This is a genomic window from Aestuariibacter sp. A3R04, assembly GCF_018860805.1.
GTDB lineage: Bacteria > Pseudomonadota > Gammaproteobacteria > Enterobacterales > Alteromonadaceae > Alteromonas.
In genome coordinates, this window is record NZ_JAHKQR010000001.1 from 110769 (window position 1) to 127829 (window position 17061).

Sequence of the window (17061 nt, forward strand, 5' to 3'; positions counted from 1 at the left end):
GAAAAGACTTAGTTGTCATCTTCGCCCTCGTCGTCAGATTTCAATTCCGCTTTGCTGTCTTGCATTAAGTCCATAGACACACGGGATGTGCTTTTCTTAGACTTATACGCTTCAACGCGAGACGGAATAATGCGACGGGGATAATAGTTGTTTTCCACGTCAACATCCGCCGTTTCCCAGCGAGGATCAACGGTGACACTAATCAGTTCCTTGTCTTTGTCAGTAACAACCAGTTTGGATACCGCTTTGGGAGTACGGCGCCAAATTTCAGCAGGAATGCGCATCATTTCCTTGCTGCCATCAGCAAATTCCATTTCCAGAATAATCGGCATTACCAGGCCTCCCAGGTTTGAGAAGTCCATTACATAGTAATTCTTGTCTTCGCGAACCGCACGCTCAAACGCAGTGCGCTCCCACGGTTCCAGCTTTTTCAGAAAATCGCGGTATTTGTTGCGGTCTTTATTGGTCGGTGTGTACTGATCGTTTTCGTCGTAGTAGTCACTGATGTCATCAAAGCGTTCAACCCACAGCTTACGGCCCTCCTGTTCATTGCGTTCAACGGTGAGGGAAATGGGTTTGTCAAGCTCAGCTTCACGCTGACGGGCAAGGTCAATGTCAGGATCTTTAGTGTCGAGGCGAAGCTTGTATACTCGATCAATAGAGATATCAACATGGTCTGTGGAGTAAAACCAGCCACGCCAGAACCAGTCGAGATCGACACCGGAAGCTTCCTCCATGGTGCGGAAGAAATCTGCGGGAGTAGGACGCTTAAACATCCAGCGCTGCGCGTACTCTTTAAACGCAAAGTCGAATAACTCACGGCCGAGAATGGTTTCACGAAGAATGTTCAGTGCAGCAGCAGGCTTGGTGTAGGCATTTGGACCTAAGTGCAGCACTGAATCTGACTGGGTCATAATGGGAACCTGAGATGAAGACTTCATGTAGCCGGTAACATCCCGCGGCTCTACGCCCCATGGGATATTTGGATCCCACTCACGTCCGGCAACGCCATCCAGGAAGCTGTTCAGACCTTCGTCCATCCAGGTCCATTGACGCTCGTCTGAGTTGACAACCATAGGGAAGTAATTGTGGCCAATTTCGTGGATCACAACACCAATAAGGAACCGTTTTTCAGCCAGTGAATAGGTGCGGGAGCCATCGTCTTGTAACTCAGTGCGCGGGCCGTTAAACGTGATCATGGGATATTCCATGCCCCCTACAGGACCATTGACTGATTGCGCAGTTGGATAGGGATATTCAAAGGTAAAACGATTGTATACGTCAAGTGTGTGGATTACAGACTCAGTAGAATACTTCTTCCATAGGTCACCACCCTCTTTCGGATAGAAAGACATGGCCATAACGTGTTTTACGTCACCTTTTTGCTCATAACCACGTGCATCCCACATGAATTTTCTCGAGGATGCCCAGGCAAAATCACGAACATTTTCTGCTTTGAAGTGCCAGGTTTTAGTTTTCGACGTGCCTTCTTTTTCATTTTCTAGCGCTTCTTCAGCGGTAACAATGAACACTGGGCGGTCAGCATTTTTGGCTTTTTCCAAACGGTTGCGCTGTTCACGGGTGAGTACGTCTTTCGGGTTTTGTAGTACACCAGTAGATGACACTATGTGGTCAGCCGGGACCGTCATTTTGACGTCGTAGTTACCAAACTCCAGGGTGAATTCACCACGTCCGATAAACTCTTTGTTGGTCCAGGCTTCGTAATCGGTGTACGCCGCCAAACGGGGAAACCATTGTGCCAAAAGGAAAATGTCGTTGCCGCCTTCTCGCTCGTCATCGGGGAAGTGCTCGTACCCTGAACGAGCAGAGACGGCATCTTCTTCCACAATGTTAAAGCCGAAGTCTATAGCGAACTCTGTGCTGGCTTTTGGCTTGAGCGGGGTAGCCAAATCCACCCGCATCAGGGTACCTACAACGACGTAGTGAAGGGATTTACCTCGGGCATCTTTAACCGAGTTAATTTGATAACCGAGTTCGTTGTCATCAACAAATTGCTGGCGACGCAGTGCGCCCATGCTTAACTTTGCCGGGCTGCTACCGTTGGCCGATTGTGTCGCAGGCCCCCTGTTGCCAATGCCACCGAAGGTGGTAGTAAGTGCTGACATTGAGTCATTGCGGAATTTGTTTTGATCAAGCTGCACCCAGAGATATTTAAGCGTATCCGGTGAGTTGTTGTAGTAGGTAATGGTTTCGCTGGCGTCGATGCGGCGCTTTTCTTCGTCGAGCCTGGCTTCAATGGTGTAGTCTACTTTTTGTTGCCAGTAGTGATGACCGGGCTCTCCTGCAGCATTGCGGTACACATTAGGAGTGGGTAATACTTCGTCGAGTTGTCTGAACTTGTCTTCGAAGTCACCTTTAGTTTGTTTTATCGCTGCTTGAGTAACTGGAGTCTGAACTAATAGAGTTAGTGCAGAAACCAGCCAAAGCATGCGTTTGTTCCCCGTGCTCATTTATTTTTTCCTTATAATTATCTCTCTGTCGAAGTTGTAATAATATAACGCTTGTGCCCATGGCTGCCAGTTTTTTAACCGTGCATAATTTTTACCTCACCGCAAATTACAGGAAGTTGAACAACGACCTCCCGGCGTGATGAAAAGCGCTTGTAGGAGAGTAAAAGTGCATTTTTAGGATGTTTTTCTTTTATTATTTGCAGTATTCTCAACGTCTTCTGTGTGCTATCTCAATTCCTCATGAAAGACTTTACCTGGCAGAGAGCCGTAATTAAGGTTGGCAGTGCGTTAATCGCACCCGACGGTGAACATGTAAGCGCTAAGTACGTGCTTCCCATTGCCCGTTTTATAGTGGAAAGCCGTGCTGCGGGTAAAGAAGTGATAGTGGTGTCATCTGGAAGTGTAGCGGCGGGGCGTAGCCGGATCCCGGTGAATCACTCTCCATCTATTGCTGAGAAACAGGCAATGGCCGCCATTGGTCAAATGCAAATGATGGCTAACTGGCAGCGTTTTTTTGATTTCCCCTGTGCCCAGGTACTACTTACCGCTGATGATCTACATGACCGCACTCGCTATGTGAACATCCAAAATACCCTGCGGGAATTATTGGCTCACCATGCGTTGCCGGTAGTGAATGAAAACGACACGGTCGCGGTTGCCGAACTCAAAGTTGGCGATAATGACAATCTCGGCGCTTACACGGCCATAGTAGCGGAAGCCGATACGCTGATTATCTGTTCTGACATTAATGGGTTGTATACTGCAGATCCGCGTAAAGATCTCTCTGCATCTTTTATTCCCTATGTTGATGCTATTACCCCTGATATTTACGCGTTAGCAGGAGGCGCTGGCACAGCTGTGGGTACCGGGGGAATGAAAACAAAAATCGAGGCCGCGGATAAGTGCAGCCAAAGTGGTATTCAAACCCTGATTGTAAATGGTCGTGACGGTGCGGTATTCGATTCCCTCATTAATGGTCGCTGTCCGGGAACCTTATTTGCCCCTACCCAATCCCGAAATAAAGCGCGATCGCTATGGCTTACCCATACCCTTTCAACCCGAGGCGTCGTCAGTATTGATGAAGGTGCAAGAAATGCCATTGTCGAAAGGGGTGCGTCGTTACTTCCATCGGGTATTACGGATCTTTCGGGCCGATTTAGAGCCGGCGATGCTATTGAAATAGTCCATGCGGGCGTGGCTATTGCCAAAGGGCTGGTGCAGTATGACAGCGTTGAGCTTAAGCGCATTAAAGGAAAAAAAAGCAAAGATATTTCCGCGGTACTCGGCTATGACAGTGGTGAAGAAGTGGTGCACCGCGACAACCTGGTATTGCTTGACAACCCGATGCTATAGTGCCGAGACGCCAGTTCCAATCCCGTTCTGGCAATGCACTGAGCAAATGGGTATGCTGATCCTATGTCGATTATACTGGAACTTGCATGACCGATTTTGTGCCGTCGCTTAGTGATTATCCCTACACAGTAGAGCTATCTAGTCGACTACAAGACAATGACGAAAACGGCAACATAAATAACGTTGCCTTTTACAGTTACTTCGACACAGCGGTAAGCCGGTTTTTAAAAGCCCACTGTGATACACCGCTGCGGTCGTCAAATGTCGTCACCTATGTAGTGAGCTCGCAGTGTCAATATATCGCACCTGCCTCTTATCCAGAATCTATTTTCGTAGGTTTACGGGTCGTTAAAGTGGGCAGAAGCTCGGTTACTTATGGTCTGACAGTTTATGCCGGTGAATCGAAAAGACGGGTTGCGCACGGGCAGTTTGTGTACGTTTATGTGGATAGAAAAACCAACAGTGCGGTGCCTGTTCCAGCCTCTGTGCGAGAATCGCTAAATGCCATTACGGAAGCGTTCTGATGAAAGCGGTATTGCTTGATGCCGACACGCTGCATCCGACGACACTGGATCTGCGTCGTCTAACCGACTTACCCATCACGCTTACCCAATATGCCCAGACCTCTATGGCAGAATGCGCTGAACGCATTGCTGATGCCGATATTATTTTAACGAACAAGGTTATACTAAACGAAAAACTGCTATCCCATGCGCACAAATGCCAATACATCGGTGTCATGGCAACGGGAACCAATAATATCGATAAGGCTTATTGCCAGTCTCATGGTATCACAGTGGCTAATGTTGAAGGTTACGGAACCGATGCAGTAGCCCAGCATGCCCTCATGTTGCTGCTGAATTTAACAACCTCTTTTAATGCCTATCAGCGGGATGTCAATCAGGGGGTTTGGTCAGACGGACCACACTTCTGCTTACTCAACCACCCGGTTTATGAACTGGCTGGAAAACACCTTGTTATTGTTGGCTATGGAGAACTCGGGCGTCGTTTTGCCGAATTAGCACGCGCTCTGGGGATGCGCGTTTCCGTTGCCGCAAGGCCGGGAAAGGCCGATGATTGCAGACCGACACTGGACAAGTTGTTACCCGAGGCTGATGTTGTATCGTTGCACTGTTTACTCAGCGACGATACATATCACTTGATAGACAAAACGCGCTTGTCGCTAATGAAACCCACCGCGCTTTTGATAAACACAGCCCGGGGGGCGTTGATAGATGAACATGCACTGCTGGTTGCCCTTAAAAGTGGCACCATCGGTGGAGCCGGGCTGGATGGGTTATCAGCAGAGCCGCCGCCGCGAGATCATCCCCTGTTAAATACCGGGTTGTCGAATCTACTCATAACGCCGCATTCCGCTTGGGTTGCAGCAGAAGCCCGCCAGCGTCTGGTGAATATTGCGGCTAAACAGCTGGCGGACTTTCTTGCTCAAATCGGCGCCCTATAAGTCGTTAATTTTCTTGTTGAGCTCGTAGCTAGGTTCAGTAACGATGGCCTCGAGGGTTTCGATCCGGCGCTTTAGGGCTTCGTAGTCTTCAGGTTGCTTCTCTTGGGATGAAGAAAAAGAGGAAAAACGCGCGTCGGTAAAGGGGTTGCTTACGTTTCCGCTAAGCCAACCGGCCAGCTTGAGGTTATACCGGGCGTCGAGGTAACAAACGAGCAGTGACAGAGTGGTCACGCTGGCCAGAATAATAACAGCAGTAACGGACATATATTTCTCCAGGTTAACAAACAAGTCATGAGGCCGCCTCACAAAGCGGCGTTACACAGGTAGTCGAACTTTTCTGAAGAAAATTACACTCTCGCTGTAATTTTTTTTGAGTAACTGTGACTGTAGCTGTATTCCTATTGCACAATTGACTAAACAGGAGCCGTATTGAAAACGGATTTTACGCAAACCCTCAAGCAACACAGCGCTTTGTTAGCAAGGGTTGCCAGCGGCTACGAAGCAAACGACGCATTGCGCCAGGAACTATTGCAGGAAATTGCCATTGCGGTATGGCAAGGGCTGAAGCGATTTGAAGGCAAAAGCAGCCTGAAAACGTACATACTTAAAATTGCCCATAACCGCGCTGTATCGCATATCGCAGCGAATGCCAGGGTACCGGCTTTGGAACCGCTGGAAGATCATATTGTACCCGCTTCAGTCGCTTCGTCATCACCCGAACAACAAACGGTCCAAGATAGTTCCCTGAATGCTCTGCTTAGCATTGTTAGACAACTTCCGTTGCCGGGAAGGCAAGTTCTGACGCTATCGCTGGAAGGGTTGTCTTACGAGGAGATCGCCGATATCAGTGGGTTAACCCGCAATCATGTTGGTGTGATATTAAAGCGCACAAAATCGGAAGTGGTAAGGAGAATGGAAAATGCATAATTCCGATGAAAAATTAGCATCACTATGGCAGAACCAGTCTGTCGAACAGCTGGACATACTGAAAATTCAGCGTGAATTTTTAAAACAGCAGTGGAAGCAACGCTTGTATATCGCGGTTGATGTACTCTCTCCGCTACCTTTTATTCTTATGCTGATCTTTATGAAAGACGAGTTATCGAATTTTTCGTTTTGGACATGTGTGGTAGCGATTGTGGTGAGCGTGCCTTATATCGGTTATTTTACCTGGCTGCGACGACATGCCGCATTTCCAAAAGGTGATAGTACGACTCAGCATATTGATCTTTTGCAACGACAGTTAGCAAACAATGTCAAAATTGCGCGGTACACTAAGCATTTAAGCTGGATCTCAGCCTTGGTTTTGGTGACGGTCAATGTTGGTCGGTTACTCAATGGTGATTTCGATAGCAATCCGTCGTTTTCCCTTTCCGTATTCTGGTGGTGGATGGCCACAGGTTGCGGGGTCTGCCTGGCATTTTATATATGGGCAGGCAAGCGTGAAAAACGCTTTGTCGCGCGCCAGCATGAACTGGCGCACGTTACCCATGAATAGCTAATTGTCAGACTTATTGTTCTCGTCGGCGTCGTCGCTTTGTCCGCCTAGAAAAAACTCGTAATAAAAGTCTATGGCAAATTCGGATTGCTCTTCTATGGTGGTTTGTACGGCCTCTACAAACAGTTTGGGCAACAAGCGATATCGAAGAGCCAAATCCGGTGGTTCCTGCCTGCGCCTCAGGGTTTGTGTGGTATTGCTGTTACTGCTCAACCCTACGTCCACATTGTACTGCACGGTTAACCTGTCATTAATGCGTCCACTCACCGATAATTTTGTTGATCCACCACCAGTGCTGCTGGTGGTTCCAACACTAAAGTCTTCAATACCCAACGCATTTCCCAACTGCCCCTGAATTTTCTCTGTACTGGATAACCCAAAGCCAAGTAACAGTGCGTTGTAATTGGGCTCAGAAGAGCTTGCCCCAGGCCCTCGTCCGGTTAACAAGTAAGACAGGCTGTTGCTTTGGTTCATGGCAGGTTCTGAGAATAAGTTGATATTGGGGCTATCGGCTGCGCCATCAATGCGAATACCGGCGATAACGCCGTCTTCGGTTTTATCCGGATCTCTTATAGCTTCCACTAACAGCATGGGTTGGTCGAGAGGACCGTTAAACTGCACTTCTCCTGTTTGGATCACTAAATCCTGACCGTATGCCTGGTAGCGACCATCTAGAATTTGAAGGTCTCCATACCCAACTAATGCAGGATGTGTACGCACTTCTATACCGCCATGCAAATTTGCGGTTAGACCAAAGGCTTCCAGCTTTACTTCGCGTTGTTTTTGTTTGTCAATATTCACCATAACAGTAGCATCGACAATATCCAGCGGATCTTCTGGCGGAGGCTCGCCTCGCAAATGCACGTCTTTCGATGGTGACACCGCATTTTCCGGTAAGGCTTCAATTTCTATCCTGGCCCATGGGATGTCTATTTCACCTTCGACTTTTACGCTGTTTAAGGCCAGCTCTGCCGATAAATTCGGTGATACCCGCATGCGTATGTCAGGCTGGTTAATTTGAAATTGCTGTCCCTTCAGTTTCACTCGTGAAGTCAAGCGAGTATCCCATGATACGTCTCCTTCTAAAGACCCTTTTCCCTCGCCAAGGAGAAAGGTGCCATTAAAGTTTGCTTGCTGACCGGTAAAGTGAATAACTTGTTGCCAGTCGGCCACGTTTACCGGGGCATCCTCAATATCGATAGTACCGTTCTTTAGTGACAGTTCACCGCTGAGATACGGCGAGGTCAGCGTTCCTTTCACTGCCAATTGACCATTTAAATTACCTGCCAGTTCTCGTATGGCTTTTGACATAGGTTTAAGGGGAGCAATGCGCACATTGTCTACTTGAATATTACCTGTTAATGGGTACGATGATGATTTTGAGTCAACGTTCAAGTTGGCACTAATTGCCCCAAGCTGCTCACTTTGTAAATGCACATCTGCGTCCAGTACATCGTTATTAAAAGTCCCCGTAGCCGACAGTGTGTCTGAGGAAAGCTTTAATTCATGATTTGGCCCAAGCGTCCAGGTCGCGGGCGATACGCTAAGGTCAAAGTCGGCCTTCATAGGTGCATTTGCGCTGAACTCTCCCGCGGTTTTAAAAGCGAGCTTGGCGTTTGAGTTGTCGGTGAAGGTATCGGGGAAAAGCTCGTGAACCCACAATCCTGCGGGAAGCGCTTTGCCATTCACCTCCCATGTCGTGCGTTCATCTTTGTGCACGATATTATCTATACACAGTTGGCCTTGTGCCCTGGCTTCCCAGCAATGCTGTGATACTTTCACGTTAAAAGGCGTTGTGTGTGCGGTAACACTAAATGGACTATTCAGTTGCCAGCGCGTAGTGAGAATACCTAACTCACTGGTATTAATACTGGCGTTGTATCGTTCCTCAAGCCAGCTTCCGTGCATGGTCAGATTGATGAAGTGTTCGGGAAGCGCCATATCAATGGATAGCTCATGGTTAGTAAGCGAGCCACTTATCGCAATATCACCATCAATTTTACCTTGTTCAGCTATTGTCGAGTTCAGCGCTGGCGACACTGCTATTTCCCGTAAGCTGATATTCCCGTCGGCAATGGGATCCTGCCATGGGCCTGCCGCTTTAATTTTTCCCGTGATAGCGCCGGCAACGTCTGGATACAAAGTACTCGCTTCTGGAACATCTATATCTATATCCGCGTTTATATACCGCGTGTTGTAAATTTGTGCCAGCACGCGAATAAAATTGCGCTGTTGTTTAATCGCCAGGTTGGTTACAACAATGTCGTTGCTCTGCGAATAAACAACAAAGCCCTTGGCTGACAGCGGGGCCCCTTCCCTTTCTCCGGTAATATCGAGGTCGGTAACACTCACTTCTATTCCATCGTCGGTGAGTTGCATCAAGCTGGTAAAGCCGCCGTTAATATTTTCGGGACCAGCACTCGATAGGCGTTTGGACGATATGTCGGCAAGGGCGGTTTTACCGAACCAACTCACGGTTTCGTTCAAAAACAGATCGCCCGAATTGGTTATTTTGCCATCGAGAATGGCAACAGTAAGTGTATTCACCGATATTTTATCGGTGTTTAAGGTCACGTTGGCATTAACCGGCACCGGCCCGATGTCTTTTAACGTCGCACCGCTGTCCGCAGTAAAGGTGTAGCTGCCCATTTGTCCTTCCAGGCTTAAATCGCCCTGCCACAGTGTACTGTCGTCTATGCCGATCAAGGCTTGTTCTGGCCAGCGCACTGTCAAGGAAACCGGAAGCATATCGGAAAGCAGGTTTGCCTGGCCTGTAGTATTGAGGTTGAAGGTACCTTCAGCGGTTATTGATAAGGTAAGATCAGCAAGGCTACCACTACCGGTGAGGGTTACGACTTCGTCAATCTCTTCGGTTTGTATTGTTGCTCTGCTGTCTATTTGCAGAGGGTATTTGTCACTGAGTACCACCTCACCGGACGAATCAAGTACAGCTTGGGTGTGTTCCACGTGGAGCTTTTCCCAGCTAAGTTTGCTACCGGTGATAGCAAGCTCCTGCCACCGAAAGTCGGCAATGTTCTGAGTGTCGTCGCTATTGGGGTTTATCTGTATGCCCTGAAACTCAAAATTGCTAACTTCAACTGGAATAGGTGACTGAATTTCAGGTAAATCCGGAGCATGGTAACCCATGGCGTAGCTTACTTTACCCTTTGGTTTCGAAGGAGCCTGAGTTTCGGTTTCCACCAATGCGACGATGAGTCCGGCCGCCTTGAGTGACGGTATTGTTATTTTTTTGTCGGCCTCGAGTTTCGCTTTAAACGATGCCAGTTTAACTGCGGCCGACGGCGTGTCCACCTGCAAATTAGTTAAACTGAAGTCAGCGATTTTAACTGGCAGCGGCATCACAAACGGGTCGGTGCTGCTCCCAGGTTCTTCAGATTCAGGCAAGGGGGTTTTCTGCTTCACACGGACGCCATCTAGGTTGATGTACTCAATGCAGAAGGTTTTACCCAGGCTACAACCCAGCACAACATTCAACTGGACAGTGTCGACAGACACCAACCAGTAGTCATCTTCCCAGTACAACCCCTTAACGGCATAATCGCTCAGCACCGAGCCTTCAATATTGGCGATGGTCAATCCATCTATTGCCCACTGGGCACTATATCGAACCAAGGGGTTGCCTAACGGGCTGACAATAAGTGCCAGCAGGCCGAGAATAATGAAAAGTGGCACCACAATGCCATACAAGGCAATGCGTTTGATCATAGCTCTGGCCCCAAAACGAAGTGAAGACGCAAGCTGTTTTCAAAATCAGATAAGCCTCTGGCCCCGTATACTCTGACTGGTCCGATGGGTGACAACCAGTGAAAGCCTACGCCAAACCCCATGGCTAGATCTTCATCGAAGTCGTTGGTTGCGGTACCCGCGTCGGCGAATACCGCGGCTCGCCAGTTATCAGCAACGCGATAGGCATATTCGGCGCTGGTGGTAAAAAGGTATTGACCACCCACAGAGACGTTGTTTTGCTCTTCACCAGTTTCTGGGTCGATAACTACGTCTTCTTTGGGCGAGATATCCCGATAGGCAAAACCTCGAATACTCTGATCGCCACCGGCAAAGAACCGCAACGATGCGGGAACGCGCGAGAAATCTGAGGTTTCGATAGCGCCACCTTCCGCCCTGACCATTAGCCAGTGTTTATCAGCGGTGCGAATCATCGCGCCTTCTATCACCGATTTTGCATAGTCAATGTCTGAGCCCGCATGGGCACGGCCTACCTGCACAAATGCCTGAAAATAGGCGCCACTGGTAATATTCAACGGATCATCTCGATTGAGGTAACGAATGGCATAGCCCGGCATTAGCAACTGTGTCGTTTGCTCTGGTTCTGCGCCCTGAAGATATTTTTCTCTCAAATATGTCAGTGAACCGTCCTGCCGCCAGAATGAATCTGTATCTTGCCAGTAGCGGTGGGCTGCTATAGATAGGGTTTCTGCTTCTGTGTCGGTATTGGTGTAGTCAATAAACTGATAACCAGCTTCAATGCTGAGGTAGTCGTTGGTGATATCTTGCATGGGAATACGGTAGTCTACCGTCAGCGACTGCTCGGGCGAAGAGACAAAAAGCTCTGAAGAAACCGAGTGACCACGGCTATTAATCCATGGGCGATCCCATCTGAGTCGCAACCTGGGCCCTGTATCTGTTGCGGCACCCACGCCAACGTTGAAACTGTCCTTGGGCTTGTGTATCAAGGTTATTTCAATGGGGACGAGTAGATCATTTGCTTTGCTTACCACTGGTCTGGCGATCACTCGTGAGAAGTATCCGGATTGATTCAGCCTGCGGTTAAATTCAGTTAATTTCGCCGAGGAATAGGGCTCTCCTACGGAGAACGGGTTTAATCGCTTGAGTATAGCGGCCGATTTGTCATCGCCGATAATCGTAATGTCGCCGAACTGATACCGGCGACCACTTTGGGCAATGAGTACGATATTGGCCTCGCGCTCTTCCCTTACTAAGTCAAGACGCGTTACCTGCCAGTTAAAATCAAAATAACCGTGAGACAAGGCGTAGTTAAACATGGATGATTTGAACCCTTCGTACACAGGTTGATTCAGCACATCACCTCTTTTTAGGGAAAATCCGTTGAAGCGTTCTCGAAACCCCGGATCTGCCCGGCCTTGACCAATAATTTCCCGGGTAACATTGGCCACTGTTAACGGGGTATTTAATTCAATGTGGAGGATAATGTCTCCTTCATTGTTCTCGACGCGGGTTTCGCTGTTGTAATAGCCAAAAGGCTCAACGGCGGTAGCGACGGTTCTAGCTATTTCGTCTTGCCAGAAAGGGTCAGAAAGCAGCGCTTCAGTGACTTCCAAGTTGTTCATATGTAACTTGATATTATTTTCTATGGCTGACTCTTCTACCCCCTCGACTTCAACTTCGACGGACAGCGCCACCGGGATAAAGCAAAGTAGTATCAATGAGAAAGTAGCTGCATAGATTGTGTGGAGTTTATGCGTCAGTTTCATAGTGTCCGTTTGATAATTGCAACGTCACGGTTATTGGTTTTATTCAACAGATAAACCTTTCAGGCAGTGGTATTTTGCGTTCTTTTTGCGGTAATCGCTTGCACAATTGTAAAACGGAACTGCACTTGCACGTCCTTGTTTGATTCTCTGTTACTTCACTACAAAAAATGTACTGGAAAGATCAACACGCCGCGATAACTATGATAATCGTATTCGTAAGAACGATGCAAAACGATCAGTAGGAATGCGCCACCAATAATACACAATACAGGGTAAACCGCACTGCTTTTCCCCCCATTTGGGCACTGAGTAAGTTATAATGCGGCTTACTTAAACTTGCCTTCAACCGGACATCCAACTCTTACATGCAAAAAGGAAACATGAATACAACGTCACAGCCCACTCTGGGACTTGTGGAGTTTGTTGCTTTAATGGCGCTCATGACGTCACTCGTTGCGTTGAGTATAGACGCCATGTTGCCTGCGTTAAATCAAATCGGACAGGATTTGCATGCAGATAGCCCCCATGACGCCCACCTCATTGTTTCAATATTTTTCGGCGGCATGGCGTTTGGGCAACTGTTCTTTGGGCCGTATTCTGACACTCGTGGCCGTCGACAGGCCATTTTACTCGGGTTGGTAATTTTTGCGTGTGGTTCGGTTGTTTGTATGCTTGCAGAAGACATGACTAGTATGCTCATTGGCAGACTCATCCAGGCCTTTGGGGTTTCGGGGCCGAGAATTGCAGCGATGGCTATTATCCGTGATTTGTACGTGGGTGACGGTATGGCAAAGGTAATGTCATTTATTATGATGGTCTTTATTCTTGTGCCAATGATTGCTCCCATGGTAGGCCAGGCAGTGCTGCTGTTTTTACACTGGCAGCATATTTTTTCTCTTTTTTTGGTAGTGTCGCTGTGTATTGCTGTGTGGTTTACATCCCGACAGCCAGAGACGCTGCCGGCGCACAAACGCAACCCATTTACCTGGTCGAAACTGTTTGAATCCAGCCGGTTCATACTTACTCATGGAAGCGTTATGGGCTATACGTTTGCCATGGCCTTTATTTTCGGTGCTTTTTTGAGTTATCTGAGCGCATCTCAAACCATTTTTCAGGAGTACTACGACACTGGTCATTTTTTCCCACTTATTTTTGCGTTACTGGCGTTTTCAATTGGCTTGGCGTCTTTTTTTAACGGCACAATGGTGATTCGGTTTGGCATGACCCGATTAGTAAATGCAGCCTTAGTGGGCGCAGTTGGCTTCGCAGCTGTATTCGTTGCCACGCTTTTTGCTTTCGATGGTTTACCTCCGTTAACTTTGCTGGTTGCAGAATTGTTTACAGGTTTTTTCTTTGTCGGGATACTGTTTGGCAATTTAAATTCACTGGCTATGCAACCGTTGGGGAATATGGCGGGCCTTGGCGCTGCTATTATTGGGTCTTTGTCGAGTATTTTCTCAGTGCCCATTGCCCTAACCATAGACAGCTTCCTCGCTGGTAATTTGTATCCCATCGGGCTGGGATTTTTGTTTTTCTTCGCCCTAGCGGCTGGTTGTGTCAAGTTTGCACAACAGACTCAGCGCATTGCGTCTTCAGAAGAGTAGTCGGAACTACTCTTCATGAAAGCACATTAAATCAAAGTTTTTCTCTTCATAATGTGAAGCAAAGAACTGTAATATTTGTTCCTTAAAGCTTTGACTTGCAATAAGAATGCAGTGTCCATCAGGCAAATTGCTGATCGCTTCAGTGGGTTCAATTGTGTAACCGTACAAATTACCTGTTTTATCTCTGTCAAAAACCTTGGATATTTTGATATTTGTGTTGGAACTTATGTAGTTAATTACAGAGTCGCCGATTACACCAGCGCCATATATACTTACAGATTCAATACACTTCTCATTCACTTGGTCGACGAGCCTTTTCACACCGGGAAAATAGTCTTGTAAGCTGAAGTCGGCCTGTTCCTTTTCAATGGCTTTTAGTGCATCTAGTCTGGGTGTGTTGAAGCCTTCGCCATTGAAACCTAAGGTCATAAAAAACTCACAACCTACGGTGTGTTGAAAGTCAATTTCTCTTAGCTCAATAAATCCGAGTTGATAGAGATCTTCAATGAGTAGGCGAAACGAGGTAGGGGTAAAACACCAACGGTGTCTGTCGACATAACAAGTACGTACCTGTTCCTGCATATAGCTAACAAACCCTTCCATTTTGGGTTTGTCAAAATGGGTTCTAAGCTCGAATGTTTTCTGCTCGTCGGCGAGATCACCGCGCCAAACAGATGAACCATTGTGCAAGACACTATAAAGATCGGCTTCGATAACCGAACCCAGTGTACTTGTCTTACATGCATTCAGATGGCTGTCGATAACAAAGCCAATACCAGAAAGGGCTCTAAACCGATCAAACAAAAATCGCTTGTCAGGAATAGCCAGAGAAAGGACGCCTTTTTCTTTGTTTAACACGCTCGCGCAGTCGTTAATAAAACCAATCAAATCTGGTACATGCTCAATAACATGAGACGCTATTATCCAATGATAATGATTAGGCTTGCCTGTTAACTCGGCATAAGATTCGCCTTTCCATACATGATCAACTTCTTCGACAAGTGATAAGTCGTCGAAGACACCGCCTGTTAAGTTTAATTTACGCTTTTTTTCGGTAATTTGCGCGACTAATTCATCACGGGTGAGCAGATTCAAAATTTCCAGATTTACACCGTCTTTTTTAAAGACCTTTGGGTAAAAACCACCGCCAATTTCAAGACCAGGTTCGGCAGGATCGATATACTTTAAAATTCTGTTTTTCATATTGTAATTCAGTTTTTTGGGGCTCTACAAAGCAAAAAATAAAGTTGGCATTTAGCCGTGGGTAAGCCTATTGGGACCATTCCATCAATACCATTTTGGTGGCGAACGCTTCGATTCATTAGCCTATTTTGAATGTACTCTGATTACAGGAAAATGGCTATTGAACGCAGCGATTCCAAATGTGGACTTGCATCCTATTCTTTTTATCTGCCGGTTTTAAAAAAAATAAAGGAAAAATAGTATTTATGAATTCTCATGGGATTAGCGCCATTAAAAGAAGACAAATAAACTATAGACAAAGAATATGGAGAAAGCGGGAAAATACAAATAAGCCTAATCTCTGTGGGAGTTGCTATGCAGTAAATTCATTCCTCTGCTTTTACTCACCAACTGAGATCAAAAAAGCCCGACCAAAATGGTCGGGCAAGAGGGCTTGGTTAAGCACCTAACGACAGAAATCGTTACACACCAATGATGGCTTTCATGTCCGTCATATAGCCACGCAACTCTTTACCAATGGCTTCTACACCAGTGTTGCGAATAGCTTCATTCACTTCTACCAAACGGCGGTTGTCAACCTGATTAGACGTTTCGCCTAACCCTTTACCTATTACGCTGGTATCAATTGACGGCATAAATTTCTCACGCAACAGGGGAACAGCTGCATTTGCGAACAGGTAGTTACCGTACTCTGCAGTATCGGAAATAACCACGTTCATTTCATACAGGCGTTTGCGCGCGATTGTGTTTGAAATCAACGGTGTTTCGTGCAGTGATTCATAGTAAGCAGACTCAGGCAGAATGCCTGCTTCAACCATTACGTCGAAGGCTACTTCTACACCGCACTTGATCATGGCGACTAGCAAAATGCCATTATCAAAAAATTCTTGTTCGGTGATTTTTCCATCATACTTCGGTGCGTTTTCAAAACCAGACTGACCAGTTTCTTCACGCCACTTCAGAAGATTTGCATCACCATTTGCCCAGTCTTCCATCATCGTACGGGAAAATTCACCGCTGATAATGTCATCCTGATGCTTTTCAAACAGAGGGCGAAGTAAATCTGTCAACTCTTCCGCCAAATCAAATGCTTTGATTTTTGCAGGGTTGGACAGTCTGTCCATCATGTTTGTGACACCACCGATTTTCAACGCTTCGGTGATGGTTTCCAAACCAAATTGAATAAGTGCCGCAGCATAGCCCGCGTCCATTCCTTCGGCAGTCATTTTTTCAAATGCCAAGATGGCTGCAGCTTGTTGCATACCACATAAGATGGTTTGCTCGCCCATAAGGTCTGATTTAACTTCTGCTACAAAGGAAGATTCCAAAACACCCGCACGATCACCGCCCGTAGCGCTAGCCAGTGCTTTGGCAATATCCCAGCCTTCGCCTTTGGGATCGTTCTCAGGGTGAACGGCTATCAGTGTAGGAACACCAAAACCGCGCTTGTATTCTTCGCGTACTTCAGTACCGGGGCACTTAGGTGCACACATTACAACAGTAATGTCTTTGCGAATTTGCTGGCCTTCTTCCACAATATTAAAACCGTGAGAATAGCCCAGTGCAGATCCTTCTTTCATCAGCGGCATGACCGCCTCAACTACGCTGGCGTGCTGTTTATCAGGCGTTAAGTTGTATACCAGATCTGCATCAGGAATAAGTTCCTGATAGGTACCCACTTTGAAACCGTTACCAGATGCCCGCTGAAAAGAGTCACGTTTTTCGTCGATAGCAGCCTGACGCAAAGCGTAAGCCACGTCTAACCCCGAGTCTCTCATATTCAGACCCTGATTCAGGCCCTGAGCACCACAGCCAACGATAACGACTTTTTTGCCTTTCAAGAATTCACAACCATCTGTGAATTCGCTGCGTGCCATAAAACGACAGCGACCCAGTTGGTCCAATTGCTGACGTAGAGACAGAGTATTAAAATAATTAGCCATAAAAAATTCCGAACATCATTAATCTAGTCATT

At 47.1% G+C, this 17061-nt stretch carries 12 protein-coding genes; 6 read left to right on the plus strand and 6 right to left on the minus strand.

Annotated elements, in window-relative coordinates; translation table 11 throughout:
- Nucleotides 1–8 precede the first annotated feature (8 nt).
- The gene (locus KO518_RS00515) at nucleotides 9–2471 is read right to left on the minus strand and encodes a M1 family metallopeptidase (RefSeq protein WP_216023859.1); all 2463 of its coding nucleotides are present in this window, start codon (nucleotides 2469–2471) and stop codon (nucleotides 9–11) included.
- Between the two features lie 240 nt (nucleotides 2472–2711).
- Here KO518_RS00515 and proB point away from each other — a divergent pair, with 240 nt between their 5' ends.
- The 3 genes from proB (at nucleotide 2712) to KO518_RS00530 (ending at nucleotide 5289) form a co-directional block, all read left to right on the plus strand.
- Nucleotides 2712–3824, plus strand: a complete 1113-nt coding sequence (gene proB / locus KO518_RS00520) for a glutamate 5-kinase (protein WP_216024376.1) — start codon at nucleotides 2712–2714, stop codon at nucleotides 3822–3824.
- An 86-nt stretch (nucleotides 3825–3910) separates the two neighbouring features.
- Nucleotides 3911–4348 carry a thioesterase family protein gene (locus KO518_RS00525; RefSeq protein WP_216023860.1) on the plus strand — a complete coding sequence of 146 codons (438 nt, stop codon included), beginning with the start codon at nucleotides 3911–3913 and terminating at the stop codon, nucleotides 4346–4348.
- Nucleotides 4348–5289 (plus strand): D-2-hydroxyacid dehydrogenase, encoded by a 942-nt coding sequence (locus tag KO518_RS00530; protein ID WP_216023861.1) that lies wholly within the window; start codon nucleotides 4348–4350, stop codon nucleotides 5287–5289. Before KO518_RS00525 ends, KO518_RS00530 begins: the two co-directional genes overlap by 1 nt.
- Here the strand turns inward: KO518_RS00530 and KO518_RS00535 are convergent.
- Nucleotides 5284–5553: a hypothetical protein gene (locus tag KO518_RS00535; RefSeq protein WP_216023862.1), complete on the minus strand. Its 270-nt coding sequence runs from the start codon at nucleotides 5551–5553 to the stop codon at nucleotides 5284–5286. The two genes, KO518_RS00530 and KO518_RS00535, sit on opposite strands and share 6 nt — an antisense overlap.
- A gap of 165 nt (nucleotides 5554–5718) precedes the next feature.
- Here KO518_RS00535 and KO518_RS00540 point away from each other — a divergent pair, with 165 nt between their 5' ends.
- Nucleotides 5719–6216 (plus strand): RNA polymerase sigma factor, encoded by a 498-nt coding sequence (locus KO518_RS00540; RefSeq protein ID WP_216023863.1) that lies wholly within the window; start codon nucleotides 5719–5721, stop codon nucleotides 6214–6216.
- Nucleotides 6209–6787, plus strand: a complete 579-nt coding sequence (locus KO518_RS00545) for a hypothetical protein (protein WP_216023864.1) — start codon at nucleotides 6209–6211, stop codon at nucleotides 6785–6787. The genes KO518_RS00540 and KO518_RS00545 overlap by 8 nt, the downstream gene beginning before the upstream one ends.
- Here the strand turns inward: KO518_RS00545 and KO518_RS00550 are convergent, their stop codons facing one another.
- Together KO518_RS00550 and KO518_RS00555 are read right to left on the minus strand one after the other, a co-directional pair.
- On the minus strand, nucleotides 6788–10513 hold the full coding sequence (locus KO518_RS00550; protein ID WP_216023865.1) for a translocation/assembly module TamB domain-containing protein: 3726 nt from the start codon (nucleotides 10511–10513) through the stop codon (nucleotides 6788–6790).
- A complete protein-coding gene (locus KO518_RS00555) occupies nucleotides 10510–12279 on the minus strand; it encodes an autotransporter assembly complex family protein (RefSeq protein WP_216023866.1) in 1770 nt (589 codons plus the stop codon). Before KO518_RS00555 ends, KO518_RS00550 begins: the two co-directional genes overlap by 4 nt.
- 380 nt (nucleotides 12280–12659) lie before the next feature.
- Here KO518_RS00555 and KO518_RS00560 point away from each other — a divergent pair, with 380 nt between their 5' ends.
- Complete coding sequence (locus KO518_RS00560; protein ID WP_252735702.1) at nucleotides 12660–13883, plus strand: multidrug effflux MFS transporter; 1224 nt, start codon at nucleotides 12660–12662, stop codon at nucleotides 13881–13883.
- Nucleotides 13884–13889: 6 nt separating this feature from the next.
- Here KO518_RS00560 and KO518_RS00565 read toward each other — a convergent pair whose 3' ends face one another.
- Both KO518_RS00565 and ilvC read right to left on the minus strand, forming a co-directional pair.
- Complete coding sequence (locus tag KO518_RS00565) at nucleotides 13890–15086, minus strand: hypothetical protein (protein ID WP_216023868.1); 1197 nt, start codon at nucleotides 15084–15086, stop codon at nucleotides 13890–13892.
- Nucleotides 15087–15547: 461 nt separating this feature from the next.
- Nucleotides 15548–17029: a ketol-acid reductoisomerase gene (ilvC, locus tag KO518_RS00570; protein WP_216023869.1), complete on the minus strand. Its 1482-nt coding sequence runs from the start codon at nucleotides 17027–17029 to the stop codon at nucleotides 15548–15550.
- Nucleotides 17030–17061 lie beyond the last annotated feature (32 nt).